The organism is Kitasatospora sp. NPDC051702 (assembly GCF_040681575.1).
Taxonomy (GTDB): Bacteria; Actinomycetota; Actinomycetes; order Streptomycetales; family Streptomycetaceae; genus Kitasatospora.
The window spans coordinates 56,906-69,919 of the sequence record NZ_JBFAZB010000041.1 but is presented as its reverse complement, the minus strand read 5'-3'; the positions used below and the strand labels follow the sequence as shown (position 1 = coordinate 69,919).

Below are 13,014 nucleotides of genomic sequence, written 5' to 3'. Positions count from 1 at the left end.
CGGGGGCGTCGCGTCGACCAGGTGGTGTGAGGCATGACCGAGGTGCTGTTGGCCGTCGGAACCGAGAAGGGCCTCTTTCTCGGCCGCAGTCGTGACCGGCTGGACTGGGAGTTCAGCGGGCCGCACTTCCCGATGAACGCGGTCTACGCCGTCTCCGTCGACCGCCGCGCCGGGCGCACCCGGCTGCTGGTCGGCGCCGACAGCAGCCACTGGGGGCCGTCGGTCTGGCGCTCCGACGACCTCGGCGCCACCTGGACCGAGCCGGCGCGGCCGGCGATCCGGTTCCCGGAGTCCACCGGCGCCTCGCTCACCCGGGTCTGGCAGCTCCAGCCGGCCGGTCCGGAGGCGCCCGGCGTCGTCTACGCGGGCACCGAGCCCGCCGCGCTGTTCCGGTCCGAGGACGGCGGCGAGACCTTCGCCCTGGTCGAGTCGCTCTGGGACCACCCGCAGCGCGCCGAGTGGGGCGCCGGCTACGGCGGCCAGGGGCTCCACACCGTCCTCACCGACCCGCGCGACCCGCAGCGGTTGCTGGTCGCCGTCTCCAGCGGCGGCGTCTACCGCAGCAAGGACGGCGGCGACAGCTGGCAGCCCTCCAACACCGGCCTGCGCGCCGAGTTCCTCCCGCCCGGCGGCCAGTACCCGGAGTTCGGCCAGTGCGTGCACAAGATCGCACCGGACCCGGTCCACCCCGACCGCCTCTACCTGCAGAACCACGGCGGCGTCTACCGCAGCGACGACTGGGGCGCGAACTGGCACTCCATCGTCGACGGACTGCCGGCCGAGTTCGGCTTCGCCGTCGCCGCCCACCCGCGCCGGGCCGGCACCGCCTACCTGTTCCCGCTCGGCGGCTCCGACGACCGCGTCCCGCCCGGCCGGCGCTGCCGGATCTTCCGCACCACCGACGGCGGCGACAGCTGGCAGCCGCTCGCCGACGGGCTGCCCGGCGAGGACCACTACGGCGTCGTGCTGCGCGACGCGCTGCGCACCGACGACGCCGAACCGGCCGGGATCTACTTCGGCAACCGGACCGGCGACGTCTACGGCAGCCGCGACGAGGGCGAGAGCTGGTCGCCGCTGCTCGCCCACCTGCCGGACGTGCTCTGCGTCCGGGCCGCGGTGCTCGCCTGACAATCCGTTTGCCCCGCGGCCGCGTCGTCGCCGAGCATGAGCGGCGGACGGACGATCCCGACGAGGGGGCCAGGCGTGACCGAGACGGACCGGGTGACGGGCTGCGACGACGACGGCGTGCCGGTGGTGGACTACCTGCCCGGCGAACGGGAGGGCCGGCCCTGGGCCGACCTGCTGGAGGTGCGGGACGGCGCCGCGGACCCGGTGGGTTTCGTCCGGTCCCGGATGGCCGGGTGGGTGGTCTCCGGCACCCCCGAGTTCGGGCGGGCCCTGCTGGACGACGGCGCGACCGTGCTGCGGCACGCCCACACCCTGGGGCGGGACCTGCGCACCGACCCGCCGCCCGCCGACTGGGCCGCCGCACCCCTGCGGGCGGGCCTGCACGCGGCGCCCTGCGACCGCGCCCCCGAGGAGCTGTTCGAAGCCTGGCGGGCCGCCTTCGCCCCCGGTCACGTCGACCGCTTCGCGGGGGACGACGCCCGGGCGCTGGCCGAACGGCTCGTCCCGCTGCTCGCCGGGAAGGCCATCGGGCCGGTGCTGCCGTCCAGCGTGCTCGCCGTGGACGAGCGGGGCGCGGTGGTCGCCGGGGTGGTGCTCACCGACCGCGACGGCGTGCCGTGGGTCGCCGAGGTGTTCCGCCACCCGGAGCGCGGCTACCGCGGCCTCGGCGCCGACCTGCTGCGCCGGGTGGTCGGCGACGCCGCCGGGCGGGGGCTCCCCGAGGTGCGGCTGGCGGTCACCGACGGCAACCCCGCCCGCCGGGTCTACGAGCGTCTCGGTTTCACCCTGCTGAGCACCGCGCTGACCGTGATCGTGCCGGACGGACGCTGAGGCCTACGGCCGGCGGGCCGGGGCGGGCCCCGGGGTGTGCTGCCGCCCCTAGGGCCGGCGGTCCGGCCCGTGCCCGCCCTCGATCCGCGCCCCGCGCACCACCACCATGGTCAGGCCCACCGCGACCAGCAGCTCGGCCCAGAAGAAGGCCGCGTAGTCCAGCAGCGAGCCGATCGGCGGGCTGCCGGGCGCGGCGTTGCGCATGCCGACCAGGGCGAACAGCGTCGCGGCCATCCAGCCCAGGGCCGGCCAGAGCATCCCGCGCCGCTGCCGGACGATCAGCCAGGCCGCGACCAGCACCGACAGCGCCAGCGCCCACATCGCGGCGATCATGAACCAGGCCAGGATGAAGGTGCTGCGCGAGCGGCTGATCCGTTCCGTCACCCCGACGGCGAAGTCCTCGCTCTCCTGCTCGCCCTGCCGGAAGGCGAAGAACGGGTCGCCCTCCTCGATCCCGATCACCACGGGCACCGGTCTGCCCCCGACGGTCGCCTGGAAGCCGATGGCCGTGTGGTAGCGGTCGAAGGGGTAGTCGGTGATCCGTCCGCCGACCAGGCTGAAGGAGACCAGGCCGGAGGGGATCTGCTGGCCCGCCGGGTACCGGAGCGTGGTCTGCTCCAGCGAGGTGGTCTCCAGCACCACGTCCTGGACCGGGACCAGCGGCCGGTCCGGCACCTGCAGCGCCCCGTGCGGCTCGACCAGGATCTTGGTGGTGAGCGTCTGCGCGGCCGCGTCCACCCGCTGGAGCAGCACGTAGACCTCCAGGACGTCCGGGCCGGTCTCGGAGCTCTCCGGGCCCACCACCTGGACGTGGCCCCGGCTGGAGCGCTCGTCGAAGTAGAGCAGTAGCCCGGCGGCGACCAGCAGGGCGATCACCGCGAGCACCGCGTAGGCGCGCCAGGGCCGCACCCTCGGCCGGGCCGGCGGGGCGACCGCGGCCCGCGCCCGGCCGGGGATCCGGACCCGCGCCCGGCCGGGGATCCGGACCCGCGGCCGGGCCGCCGGGCGCGGGGACCGGACGGCCCGCCGGTGCGGCGAGGCGGTCATCGGCCTGCTCCCACGGTCGGCGGGGGCGCCGGGTCGGCGCCTGTCCCGCCACCCTCCGGCCCGGGCCGCGGGCCCCGCAACCGCAGGGGGCCGATCGAGTCCCGGCGGTGGGCGGCGGCACCGGCGGGCGAGGGACCGGTCGGTGCCGCTGTGTAGGCTCGCGGGCATGGCGAGGGTGACGCGGGACGATGTGGCACGGGTGGCGGGGACGTCCACGGCGGTCGTGAGTTATGTGATCAACGACGGACCGCGGCCGGTGGCGCCGGCGACCCGGGCGCGGGTGCTCGCGGCCGTGGAGGAGCTCGGGTACCGCCCCAACCGGGTCGCCCAGGCGATGGCCCGGCGGCGGACCAACCTGCTCGGGATGGTCGTGCCGGACGCCCGCCAGCCGTTCTTCGCCGGCCTCGCCCACGCGGTCGAGCAGGCCGCCACCGAGCACGGCCGACTGCTGCTGATCGGCAACTCCGACTACGTGGACGAGCGCGAGGCCCACTACATCCGCGCCTTCCTCGGGATGCAGGTGGACGGCCTGATCCTGGTCACCCAGGACCCGGCCACCCCCGGCCTCACCGGCTTCGACGTGGGCGACGGCACGCCCGTCGTCCTGCTGCACCACCGGGCCGAGAGCTCCGGCGGCGTCGCCGTGGTGGCGGACGACGAGGGCGGCGCCCGCGAGGTGGTCCGCCACCTGCTCGGGCACGGGCACGCCGAGGTGCACTGCTTCGGCGGGACGCTCTCGCTCAGCCCGCACGACCCGGTGACGGGGCGGACGGCCGGCTGGGCCGCCGCGCTGGCCGAGGTCGGCCTGACCCCCGCGGGGAGGCTGACGGCGGCGCCGTTCGACCGCGTCCGGGCGCACGCCGAGGCGCTCACCCTGCTGTCCCGGCCCGACCGGCCGTCCGCCGTGTTCTGCGCGACGGACGACCAGGCGATCGGCCTGCTGCGGGCCGCCGACGACCTGGGCATCCGGGTGCCCGAGCAGCTCGCGGTGGCCGGCTTCGACGACATCGCCGAGGCGGTGATCGCCGGGCCCGCGCTGACCACCGTCACCACCGGGCAGGACGAGATGGCCCGCGCGGCCGTGGACCTCGTGCTCGGCGGCGCCGAGGAGCGCTCCACCGGGGCGCGGACGTTCCCGGCCAGGCTGGTGCTGCGGCGCTCCTGCGGCTGCCCGGCCGCGGACGGCGCGTCCCGGGGCTGACGCCGGTCCGACGCCGGTCCGACGCGGGCCCGACACCGGTCTGCCGAGCGTCAGCCGAGCCGGTTCCCGGGTACGCGGACGACAAGTCGCCCGTGTGCCCGGGGAGTTCGCGCCGGGGGGCGCTCCGGGTCAGCCGTCGACCAGCTCGTCCGCGATCAGGTCCATCAGCAGGTTGTCGTGCCAGGTGCCGTCCGGACCCCGCTCGTACTGGCGCATGGTGCCGACCGCACGGAAGCCGACCTTGCTGTAGCAGCGGATCGCGGCGGCGTTGTCCGCGGCCGGGTCGATGATCAGCCGGTGGTAGTGGTGCTCGTGCACCAGGTGGCGGGCCATCGTGCGGACGGCGTCGGTGCCCAGGCCCAGGCCGTGCACCGACGGGTCCAGGTAGAGGTCGATGCCGGCGTGCCGGTACTCGTCGTCGTTGTTGGCGTACCACTGGATGGCGCCGACCACCCGGCCGCCCACGTCGACCGCGAAGGTCTCGGTGTCCGGCTCCGCCAGGTCGGTGGCGACCGCGTCGGCCAGGTCGTCACCGCCCCGCCAGCGCGCGAAGACCTCGGGCGTGGCGCGGATGGCCACCAGGGCCGGGATGTCCTCGGTCGTGGCCGGGCGGAGCGTGACGAGGGTGCCGCGCAGGATCGTCCCCATATGGGGCATGTTGACACGGAAAACCGCGTCCGGCGAGTGGTTTGTCCACCGCGTTCCCCGCCCCGCTCCGCCCCGCCCGGGCGAGCGGGTCAGGCCTCCGGGCCGTACGCGCCGAGCCCCCGGCAGACCAGGCCGTCACGGAAGGTCAGCACCTCGGCGACGGCCTGGCCGCGCTCGTTGCGGTAGTTGATGACCACGGTGTCCACCGAGGCGCGGACGTCCTCGACGGTGAAGTGCAGGTCCGGCAGGCGCTCCAGGCCCTGCCGCCAGTAGGCCCGCAGCGCCTCCTTGCCGCGCACCTCGTCCAGCGGCTCGCCGGTGAGCACCCGGATCCGGGGCGAGGCGAAGACCACGTCCTCGGTGAAGTGCGCGAGGATGCGCTCCAGGTCGCGGGAGTTCCAGTCGGCGGCCCAGGTCCGGGCGAAGCCTTCGGCGAAGGCGAGATCGACGGTCATGGCCCCATCGTCCCCGACGGACCGTCAGGCGTACACCCGGCCGGAGGGTCCCGGCGGATCCCCGGCCCGGGCCGACCGGCGGATGCGAGCCGGGGGCGGTGATCGCCATGGCAGCTGCGACGGGGCGTCGATCACGTCGCGAAATGCCCTCTGACCTGCGACTTTCCACGCACTAGGGTGGAAGGCGGCACGGCCGGAACACCCTCGTTCCGCCCGCGGAACACGATCGGAAGGCCCCCGCATGAGCCTCAGCATCCGCAACCAGCTGCCCGGCACCGTCAGCTCCGTCACCACCGGCGAGGTGATGGCCACCGTCAAGGTCCGGCTCGACTCGGGCCAGGAACTCACCGCCGCCGTCACGGTGGACGCCGTGAAGGACCTCGGGCTGAGCGCGGGCAGCTCCGTCCAGGCCCTGGTGAAGTCCACCGAGGTCGCCCTGGCCACCGGCCCCGTCGCCGGGCTCAGCATCCGCAACCAGATCCCCGGCACGGTCACCGAGGTCGCCACCGGCGGCGCGATGGCCGGGGTCAAGGTCGACGTCGCGGGCGGCGCGCTGACCGCCGCGATCACCGCGGACGCGGCGGCCGACCTGGGCCTGGCGGCCGGTTCGCCGGTCGTCGCCCTGATCAAGTCGACCGAGGTCTCGCTCGCGACGGCCTGACGCGCCCGACGCGCCGCGCTGCGGCCCGCGCCGCCCGGCCCGCAGCGCGGCTCCCCCGGCGGCACCCGGCGGCACCCGGCGGCACCCGCGTGGGCGGACGCCCGCCGGTCGGCCGCTCAGGACGCCGGCGCGCCCAGCGGGCCGAGCCAGACCGCGGTGACGCCGCTGACGTAGCGGGCCCCGCAGTGGTCGTCGGGCACGACCAGCTGCGGGCCGGCCGCGTCCAGCGGCACGCCGTCCATGCTGGTCGCCAGCAGGATCCGCTGGCCGCCGAAGTCCGGGTCGATCTCGGCCCAGGACACCACGGCCCGGTGACCGTCAGCACCGCTGACGGACAGCAGGAAGCGCAGCCGCTGCTTGCGGCCGGAGAAGTCGATCCGCGGCCCGGCCGCGCACAGCACGTCCCAGAGCGCCGGGCCCTCGTACCCGTGGCGCTGCTCGCCCTCGCTCAGGCAGTCGAAGCCGACCTCGACGCGGTGGGCCGGGAGGGCGCGCAGCTGCTCCACCGTCAGCTCCGCGGGCCGGTCGAGGTGGCCGTGCAGCCGGACGGTGGGCGCCGCCGTCAGCGCGGTGGGTCTGGCCGGGGTCATGGTGCTCCCTCCTCCCGGGCCGCACCGTCGCGACCCGGGAGGGGGTTACCCGAGGGGGAGCCCGGGCATTCGCAGAAGCCACGCTGAAAGCTTTCCTTCAGTGGCATCCGCCATGGCGGACGGCGCTTTCAGCTCGCATCCGCGGACACGCGGCGCCGGCGCGGACGAGGCGGCCGACGTGCGGGGCGCGCCGGAGGAGACAGGCTGCGACGCGCCCCGCACCGATTGAAGCAACCCCGCAATCGGGCGGACGACTGGTTCCCAGCACCAGCCGAAGGGCCCCGCGCTGGATGATCCGACAAGACGATTCACCGCCATCCCACTTGCATTTACGATGCCAGTGCGCACCTGAACCTTGCACTTGCGAGACACGGTCCCGCGCTGAGCACAAGGCGAGAGCGAGCGAGAGATGAGCGAGAGATGATCGTCGGCGACCTGCTGAACCTCGACGACCTGGACATCCGGCTGGCCTGGGGCACGCCGGACCTGCTCGACCGCCCGGTGACCGGGGTCAGCTCCACCGACCTCCAGGACCCGGCCCGCTACCTCCAGCCCGGCGAACTCGTGCTCACCGGACTGGTCTGGTGGCAGCCCGCCGACGCCTCCGGCGCGCTGCGCTTCGCCACCGCCCTGCGCAGCGCGGGCGTGGCGGCGCTGCTGGCCGGCGAGGGCACCCACGGCAGCATCCCGGACAGCCTCGCCGAGGCCTGCCGCACCCACGGCATCCCGCTGCTCGCGGTGCCCGCCGGGGTCAGCTTCCGCGCCGTCACCGACCGCGTCTACCTCCGGCTCTGGGGCGACCTGCGGGCCGGCGCCCAGGACGCCGCCGCCATCCCGGAGACCGTCCGGCGCGAACTGCTCGACCTGCTGCGCGCCGACGCCGGGGCCGGCGGGGTGCTGGCGCACGCCGTCGGCCGGCTCGGGGTCCCGGACTGCTCGATCACCACCACCGGCGGCCGGGCCGTCGCCACCACCGCCACGCCCGTCCCGTCCGCCGGCCGCGGCGACACCGGGCTGCCGGTCGGCCCGCAGGACGGCTCGCCGTTCGACGGCTGGCGGCTGCGCCCGCACCTGGCCACCGCGGCGGCCGAACCCGTGCTGCAGGGCCTGGCCGAGCTGCTCTCACCGCTCGCCGCCCGGGCCCGCGCCGACGCCGACGCCCGGCGCCGGGCCGCCGGGCGGCTGCTGGACGCGCTCGCCGGGGAGGGCGGGCTCGCCGAACCGCTCGCCGGGTGCGGTCTGGGCGAGACCGAGGCGCTGGTCGCCGTCACCGCGCGGATCGACGGCGGCCGGGCCGACGACCCCGGCGCGGGCACGCCCGCCGCCTGGGCCGCGTACGCGCTGGCCGAGGCGCTGCACCCGCTCGGCGTGCCGTACGCCGCCGGGACCGACCGCGCCGGGCGGTCCGCCGCGCTGGTGGCCGCGCCCGTCGAACGGGTCGCCGAGCGGCTGCGCCGGGCCCGGCCCGCGCTCCAGGCCCGGCTGGCCGGCCGGCGCACCCTGCGGGTCGGTGTCGGACCGGCCGCCGCGCCCGCCCCCGCCGCCCTGCGGGCGGCGCTGGTGCAGGCCCGGTACGTGCTGGAGGGCTCGGCCGGCCCGGTCGGCAGCGCCGCCGACCTGGACTCGCTGGACGGGCTGCTGCGCGGCATCCCGCCGGAGGTGACGGCGGCCTTCCACGCCCGGCTGCTGGCCCCGCTGACCACGCACGACCAGGAGAACAGCGTCTCGCTGCTGGGCACCCTGGCCGTCTTCCTGGACCACGACGGATCCTGGGCCCGGACGGCGGAGTCGCTGCACATCCACGTCAACACCGTGCACTACCGGATCCGCCGGATCGAGGAGCTGACCGGCCGCAACCTGGCCCGCCTGCGGGACCGGCTGGACCTGCGGGCCGCCCTGCTCTGCGCACCGCAGCCGGCGGCGGCCCGGTGACCCCCGGCCGCCGCCGGTGACCCTCCGGCCCCCGGCGGCGGCGGACGGCGGGCCTGCGGGCGGCGGATCCGCCGTCCGCGGAAAATTCCTCCGGGCCGGTGTCGATCCACGGTCGGCCCGTTCGACGCAGGGGTGAGAGGCGGGGAGAGGCCCCGCCCGTCCGACCGAGGAGTCACCATGCCGCGCTTCATGACGCTGATCCGCATCGACGAGCAGGCCGCCGCCGGGTTCGAGTCCGACCCGGACTTCGAGAAGCGGATGGGGGCGCTGTTCGAGGAGATCACCAAGGCCGGGGTGATGCTGGAGACCGCCGGGCTGACCCCGACCTCCCAGGGCACCCGGCTCAGCTGGAACGGCGGGAGGATCGGTTGCACCGACGGCCCGTTCACCGAGACCAAGGAGGTCGTCGGCGGCTACGCCATCCTGCAGTGCAAGGACAAGGCGGAGGCCCTGGAGTGGACCCGCCGGTTCCTGACCGTCCACCCGGACGGCTGGACGGTCGAGGCGGAGGTCCGGCAGATCGACGAGGCGGCGCAGCCGCCCCAGGCGTAGCCGCGGGTCCGTTTGCCTCCCTCTCCGCCGACTGTTCTGATGGGTGGCCGTGACGGAGAGGGACGCGGCGGTCGCCGTCGAGACGGTCTTCAGGATCGAGTCCGGGCGGATCATCGCCGCGGTGACCCGGATCGTGCGGGACGTCGGCATCGCCGAGGAGTTGGCGCAGGACGCCGTGGTGGCCGCGCTGGAGCAGTGGCCGCGGTCGGGCGTGCCGGACAACCCGGGCGCCTGGCTGACGGCCACCGCCAAGCACCGGGCGATCGACCTGGTGCGCCGCCGGGAGGTCTACGCCCGCAAACTCGCCGAGGTGGGGCGGTCCCTGGAGGACGTCCCGGCGCCGGAGCCGGTCGAGCCGGACGACATCGACGACGACCTGCTGCGGCTGATCTTCACCGCCTGCCACCCGGTGCTGGCCACCGAGGCCCGGATCGCGCTCACCCTGCGGCTGCTCGGCGGGCTGACCACCCCGGAGATCGCCCGGGCCTTCCTGGTGTCCGAAGCGACGGTGGCGCAGCGGATCGTCCGGGCCAAGCGGGCGCTGGCCGGGGCCCGGGTGCCGTTCGAGGTGCCGTACGGGGCGGACCGCGCGGAGCGGCTCTCCTCCGTCCTGGAGGTGGTCTACCTGGTCTTCAACGAGGGCTACTCGGCCACCGCGGGGGACGACCTGCTGCGCCCGCAGCTGTGCGAGGACGCGCTGCGGCTGGCCCGGGTGCTGGCCGGACTGATGCCGGGCGAGCCGGAGGTGCACGGGCTGGCCGCCCTGCTGGAGTTCCAGGCCTCCCGGACGGCGGCGCGGACCGGCCCGGACGGACGGCCCGTGCTGCTGGCCGAACAGAACCGGGCCCGCTGGGACGGCCTGCTGATCCGGCGGGGCTTCGACGCACTGGGGCGGGCCGGCACCGGCCCGTACTCGGTGCAGGCCGCGATCGCGGCCTGCCACGCCAAGGCCCGGCGCTACCAGGACACCGACTGGGCGACCATCGCCGCGCTGTACGAGCGGCTGCTGGTGCTGACGCCGTCCCCGGTGGTGGCGCTGAACCGGGCGGTGGCGGTGTCGATGGCCCGCGGGCCGGCGGCCGGGCTGGAGCTGGTGGACGCGCTCGCGGCGGAGCCGGCCCTGCGCGGCTACCACCTGCTGCCCAGCGTGCGCGGTGACCTGCTGGACCGGCTCGGGCGGGCGGCGGAGGCGCGGGCGGAGTTCGAGCGGGCGGCGGAGCTGACCCGCAACGAGCGGGAGCGGGAGCTGCTGCGGGAGCGGGCGGCCGCGACCGGGGACGGGCCGGCCTGAGCCCGCCCGGGGCCGGTCCGGCGGACACGGGGCCGCCGGGCCGGCCAGTTCGTCGGGCGCGCCGTCAGGGAGCGTCGTCGAGGCGCAGCCGGGCACTGACCTCGCCGAGGCCCTCGGCGAGCACCGCGAGCTGCTCGCGGGTGAGCACGTCGATCAGCAGTTCGCGGACCAGGGCGACGTGCCCGGGCGCGGCCTGCCGCAGCGCCTCCCGCCCCTGGTCGGTGAGTTCGGCGAAGACGCCGCGCACGTCGCTGGGGCAGGAGCGGCGGCCGACCAGGCCCATCCGCTCCAGCTGGGTGACCTGGTAGGTGAGCCCGCTCTTGGAGGTGACCAGCTTGTCGGCGAGTTCGGTCATCCGCAGCGACCCGGCCGGGGCGGCGGACAGGTGCACCAGGATCTCGTACTGCTGGTGCGAGAGGCCGGAGTCCTCCTTGAGCTGGCGCTCCAGCCGGCGGTTGAGCAGGTTGCTCGCGACGACGAAGCCCCGCCAGGCGGCCATCTCGTCCTGGTCCAGCCAGCGGGGCTCGTTCAGTGTGGACATGGGGTGAAGCCTACTCCTGTTGTTCAAATTCGAACGAAGGTGTACCGTCGACTCCGAGACGTTCAAATTTGAACTAACCTCGCCCGCCCCACCCGGCACCCCGCCCCCACGCACCCCGGTCCGACCCCGGAGGAGGACGCCATGAGCACCGCGGCTCCCGAGCGCATGCCCGCCCTGTACCTCTCGCACGGCGCGCCGCCGCTCGCCGACGACCCTGTCTGGCCCGGTGAACTGGCCGCCTGGTCCGCCGGCCTGCCCCGGCCCACCGCGGTCCTGATGGTCTCCGCCCACTGGGAGGAGGCCCCGCTCGCCGTCGGCGCCGTCACCACCGTGCCGCTGGTGTACGACTTCTGGGGCTTCCCCGAGCACTACTACCGCGTCCGGTACGAGGCACCCGGCGCTCCGGAGCTCGCCGAGCGCGTCCGCAAACTGCTGCGCGCCCCCGGCACCCCCGTCCAGGACATCCCCGACCGCGGGCTCGACCACGGCGCCTACGTCCCGCTGGTGGAGATGTTCCCGGCGGCCGACGTCCCGGTCCTGCAGATCTCCATGCCCACCCTCGACCCGCAGCGCCTGCTGGAGATCGGCCGCCGGCTCGCCCCGCTGCGCGACGAGGGCGTGCTGGTCATCGGCAGCGGCTTCTTCACCCACAACCTCCGCGCGCTCAGCAGCGAGGGCCGGATCAGCTCGGTGATGGCCGAGTTCGACGACTGGGGCCGGCGCGCCCTGGACGCGCAGGACCTCGACGCCCTGCTCGACTTCGAACGCAAGGCCCCCGCCGGGCGGCTCGCCCACCCGCGCACCGAGCACTTCGCCCCGCTGTTCGTCACGCTCGGCGCCGGCGAGGCCGACCTCGGCAGCCAGCGCAGCGTCATCGACGGGTTCTGGATGGGGCTGGCGAAGCGGTCGATCCAGCTGGGCTGAGGCCTCACGGGGCGCAGCAGGTGAAGCGCTCCCCGATGTGCTCCGGCTGCTCGACCTCGTCGACCAGGGCGACCGCGTAGTCCGGCACCGAGATCCGGCTCCGCCCCCCGGCGTCGGTGAGCAGCTGCTCCAGGCCGGTCCGGTACCGGCCGGTCCGCTCGCCGGGGACCAGCTCGGCGGCCGGGCTGAGCACCGTCCAGCGCACGTCGGCGACCGTCCGGTAGTAGTCCAGGGCGGCGCCGTGCGCGTGCATGATCTGCAGGACCGGCTCCGGCAGGCCCGGTGCGTCCCAGACCCGCACGCCCGGTGCGGTCTCCAGACTGCCCGCCCCGCCCACCGCGACCAGCCGGGGCGCCGCGCCGCCGAGCGAGCGCAGGCCCTCCACCAGCGACCGGGCGGCCGGCTCGACGAGCGCCACGTGGCCCGGGCCGTCGCCGCCGCCGACGGCGCTGACCAGGACGTCCCGGCCGGCCGCCACCCGGGCCACCTGCGCCGGGTCCAGGACGTCCGCCCGCTCCACGGCGGCGGCGATGCCCCGGTAGCGGGCCGGGTCGCGGACCACGGCGGTGACCTCGTGCCCGCGCGCCGCCGCCTCCGTGACGACCGCGCCGCCGATGGAGCCGCCGGCGCCGATCACGGCGATCCTGGCCATGGGGGTACCTGCCGTTCCTCCGGGGCGGGGCGTCACCGCAGGGCTGACGCCGGATAGGTCCGATTATCAGACGGAGTCCCCGTGCGGGCCCGGGGCGGCGGCCTGTCGTGTGACGGCCCGCCCCGCGGGAGGGGCCGTCACGGAGCCGCGGACGGACCGGCGGCGGGCCGTCAGGCGCCGTCGGTGGCGGCCCGCTCGGCGCGGCTGCGCTCGACGCAGAACTCGTTGCCCTCAGGGTCCCCCAGGGTGACCCAGCCCTTCCCGTCCGGGGTGCGGCGGTCGGCCAGCACGGTGGCGCCCAGGGCGACCACGCGCGCCACCTCCTCGTCCCGGCCGCGGTCCTGCGGCTGCAGGTCGAGGTGGAGGCGGTTCTTCACCGACCTGCCCTCGGGCACCCGGATGAACAGCAGCGAGGCGCCCGCGGACTCCACCACCGCCTCCGGGTCCCCCGGGTGGTCGTCCTCGCCCAGGGTGCCGTCCAGCACCAGCGCCCAGAACCGGGCGAGCTCGTACGGGTCGGCGCAGTCGATCGTCACATGTCGTACCAGAGAAGCCATCCGG

At 75.8% G+C, this 13,014-nt stretch carries 15 protein-coding genes; 8 read left to right on the top strand and 7 right to left on the bottom strand.

All coding sequences use genetic code 11. The features are described from left to right. Positions 1 to 33 precede the first annotated feature (33 nt). Both AB0N04_RS28645 and AB0N04_RS28640 read left to right on the top strand, forming a co-directional pair. Positions 34 to 1,128, top strand: coding sequence for an exo-alpha-sialidase (locus tag AB0N04_RS28645; protein ID WP_360214206.1), 1,095 nt, complete (start codon positions 34 to 36; stop codon positions 1,126 to 1,128). Between the two features lie 75 nt (positions 1,129 to 1,203). Next, the gene (locus AB0N04_RS28640) at positions 1,204 to 1,959 is read left to right on the top strand and encodes a GNAT family N-acetyltransferase (RefSeq protein WP_360214204.1); all 756 of its coding nucleotides are present in this window, start codon (positions 1,204 to 1,206) and stop codon (positions 1,957 to 1,959) included. 48 nt (positions 1,960 to 2,007) lie between these two features. On the opposite strand, the gene AB0N04_RS28635 is transcribed toward AB0N04_RS28640, so the two are convergent. Beyond that, on the bottom strand, positions 2,008 to 3,006 hold the full coding sequence (locus tag AB0N04_RS28635) for a DUF4436 family protein (RefSeq protein WP_360214202.1): 999 nt from the start codon (positions 3,004 to 3,006) through the stop codon (positions 2,008 to 2,010). 166 nt (positions 3,007 to 3,172) lie between these two features. Between AB0N04_RS28635 and AB0N04_RS28630 the strand changes: the two genes are divergently transcribed. Then, positions 3,173 to 4,207: a LacI family DNA-binding transcriptional regulator gene (locus AB0N04_RS28630; RefSeq protein WP_360214200.1), complete on the top strand. Its 1,035-nt coding sequence runs from the start codon at positions 3,173 to 3,175 to the stop codon at positions 4,205 to 4,207. A 129-nt stretch (positions 4,208 to 4,336) separates the two neighbouring features. Here AB0N04_RS28630 and AB0N04_RS28625 read toward each other — a convergent pair whose 3' ends face one another. Further along, positions 4,337 to 4,855 carry a GNAT family protein gene (locus tag AB0N04_RS28625; RefSeq protein WP_360214198.1) on the bottom strand — a complete coding sequence of 173 codons (519 nt, stop codon included), beginning with the start codon at positions 4,853 to 4,855 and terminating at the stop codon, positions 4,337 to 4,339. Between the two features lie 89 nt (positions 4,856 to 4,944). Next, positions 4,945 to 5,310, bottom strand: a complete 366-nt coding sequence (locus AB0N04_RS28620) for a nuclear transport factor 2 family protein (RefSeq protein WP_360214196.1) — start codon at positions 5,308 to 5,310, stop codon at positions 4,945 to 4,947. Between the two features lie 241 nt (positions 5,311 to 5,551). Here AB0N04_RS28620 and AB0N04_RS28615 point away from each other — a divergent pair, with 241 nt between their 5' ends. Continuing rightward, entirely contained in the window at positions 5,552 to 5,971 is a 420-nt protein-coding gene (locus AB0N04_RS28615) for a TOBE domain-containing protein (RefSeq protein ID WP_360214194.1), read from the top strand. 116 nt (positions 5,972 to 6,087) lie between these two features. Here AB0N04_RS28615 and AB0N04_RS28610 read toward each other — a convergent pair whose 3' ends face one another. Further along, positions 6,088 to 6,561, bottom strand: coding sequence for a molybdopterin-dependent oxidoreductase (locus tag AB0N04_RS28610; RefSeq protein ID WP_360214192.1), 474 nt, complete (start codon positions 6,559 to 6,561; stop codon positions 6,088 to 6,090). A 420-nt stretch (positions 6,562 to 6,981) separates the two neighbouring features. On the opposite strand from AB0N04_RS28610, the gene AB0N04_RS28605 reads away from it, so the two are divergent. From AB0N04_RS28605 to AB0N04_RS28595, 3 genes are all read left to right on the top strand, one after another. After that, positions 6,982 to 8,493, top strand: a complete 1,512-nt coding sequence (locus AB0N04_RS28605) for a PucR family transcriptional regulator (RefSeq protein WP_360214190.1) — start codon at positions 6,982 to 6,984, stop codon at positions 8,491 to 8,493. Between the two features lie 177 nt (positions 8,494 to 8,670). Beyond that, positions 8,671 to 9,045 (top strand): YciI family protein, encoded by a 375-nt coding sequence (locus AB0N04_RS28600; RefSeq protein WP_360214188.1) that lies wholly within the window; start codon positions 8,671 to 8,673, stop codon positions 9,043 to 9,045. Positions 9,046 to 9,088: 43 nt separating this feature from the next. Further along, the gene (locus tag AB0N04_RS28595) at positions 9,089 to 10,336 is read left to right on the top strand and encodes a sigma-70 family RNA polymerase sigma factor (RefSeq protein ID WP_360214186.1); all 1,248 of its coding nucleotides are present in this window, start codon (positions 9,089 to 9,091) and stop codon (positions 10,334 to 10,336) included. 64 nt (positions 10,337 to 10,400) lie between these two features. Here AB0N04_RS28595 and AB0N04_RS28590 read toward each other — a convergent pair whose 3' ends face one another. After that, positions 10,401 to 10,868, bottom strand: coding sequence for a MarR family transcriptional regulator (locus AB0N04_RS28590; RefSeq protein ID WP_360214261.1), 468 nt, complete (start codon positions 10,866 to 10,868; stop codon positions 10,401 to 10,403). Positions 10,869 to 11,018: 150 nt separating this feature from the next. Here AB0N04_RS28590 and AB0N04_RS28585 point away from each other — a divergent pair, with 150 nt between their 5' ends. Next, a complete protein-coding gene (locus AB0N04_RS28585) occupies positions 11,019 to 11,801 on the top strand; it encodes a class III extradiol ring-cleavage dioxygenase (RefSeq protein WP_360214184.1) in 783 nt (260 codons plus the stop codon). 4 nt (positions 11,802 to 11,805) lie between these two features. Here AB0N04_RS28585 and AB0N04_RS28580 read toward each other — a convergent pair whose 3' ends face one another. Together AB0N04_RS28580 and AB0N04_RS28575 are read right to left on the bottom strand one after the other, a co-directional pair. Then, positions 11,806 to 12,453, bottom strand: coding sequence for an NAD(P)H-binding protein (locus AB0N04_RS28580; RefSeq protein WP_360214182.1), 648 nt, complete (start codon positions 12,451 to 12,453; stop codon positions 11,806 to 11,808). A 170-nt stretch (positions 12,454 to 12,623) separates the two neighbouring features. Further along, complete coding sequence (locus AB0N04_RS28575; protein WP_360214180.1) at positions 12,624 to 13,010, bottom strand: VOC family protein; 387 nt, start codon at positions 13,008 to 13,010, stop codon at positions 12,624 to 12,626. Positions 13,011 to 13,014: the final 4 nt, after the last annotated feature.

Coding starts and splice junctions, on each gene's coding strand:
- AB0N04_RS28575 (WP_360214180.1), bottom strand. CDS start 13,010: ATGGCTTCTCTGGTACGACATGTGACGATCGACTGCGCCGACCCGTAC.
- AB0N04_RS28635 (WP_360214202.1), bottom strand. CDS start 3,006: ATGACCGCCTCGCCGCACCGGCGGGCCGTCCGGTCCCCGCGCCCGGCG.
- AB0N04_RS28610 (WP_360214192.1), bottom strand. CDS start 6,561: ATGACCCCGGCCAGACCCACCGCGCTGACGGCGGCGCCCACCGTCCGG.
- AB0N04_RS28585 (WP_360214184.1), top strand. CDS start 11,019: ATGAGCACCGCGGCTCCCGAGCGCATGCCCGCCCTGTACCTCTCGCAC.
- AB0N04_RS28580 (WP_360214182.1), bottom strand. CDS start 12,453: ATGGCCAGGATCGCCGTGATCGGCGCCGGCGGCTCCATCGGCGGCGCG.
- AB0N04_RS28615 (WP_360214194.1), top strand. CDS start 5,552: ATGAGCCTCAGCATCCGCAACCAGCTGCCCGGCACCGTCAGCTCCGTC.
- AB0N04_RS28600 (WP_360214188.1), top strand. CDS start 8,671: ATGCCGCGCTTCATGACGCTGATCCGCATCGACGAGCAGGCCGCCGCC.
- AB0N04_RS28630 (WP_360214200.1), top strand. CDS start 3,173: ATGGCGAGGGTGACGCGGGACGATGTGGCACGGGTGGCGGGGACGTCC.
- AB0N04_RS28625 (WP_360214198.1), bottom strand. CDS start 4,855: ATGGGGACGATCCTGCGCGGCACCCTCGTCACGCTCCGCCCGGCCACG.
- AB0N04_RS28645 (WP_360214206.1), top strand. CDS start 34: ATGACCGAGGTGCTGTTGGCCGTCGGAACCGAGAAGGGCCTCTTTCTC.
- AB0N04_RS28620 (WP_360214196.1), bottom strand. CDS start 5,310: ATGACCGTCGATCTCGCCTTCGCCGAAGGCTTCGCCCGGACCTGGGCC.
- AB0N04_RS28605 (WP_360214190.1), top strand. CDS start 6,982: ATGATCGTCGGCGACCTGCTGAACCTCGACGACCTGGACATCCGGCTG.